Consider the following 220-nt stretch of genomic DNA (forward strand, 5'->3'; position numbering starts at 1 on the left):
CGCGCTCGGCGGCAAGCCGCTGCCGGTCTATGGCGACGGTCAGAACGTGCGCGACTGGCTGTATGTCGGCGACCATTGCAGCGCGATCCGCGAGGTGCTCGCGCGCGGCACGCCGGGCGAGACGTACAACGTCGGCGGCTGGAACGAGAAGAAGAACCTCGAAGTCGTCCATACGCTGTGCGACCTGCTCGATCAGTTGCGTCCGAAGGCGGGCGCGTCA

General features: G+C 67.3%; 1 protein-coding gene. It reads left to right on the forward strand.

The annotated features are described in order from the left end of the window. Window positions 1-220 (forward strand): GDP-mannose 4,6-dehydratase (locus tag P0D73_RS46970; RefSeq protein WP_408436608.1); only part of this gene is annotated, 220 nt, incomplete at both ends.

The sequence above is a fragment of the Paraburkholderia sp. RL18-101-BIB-B genome (assembly GCF_046026985.1).
Taxonomy (GTDB): Bacteria; Pseudomonadota; Gammaproteobacteria; order Burkholderiales; family Burkholderiaceae; genus Paraburkholderia.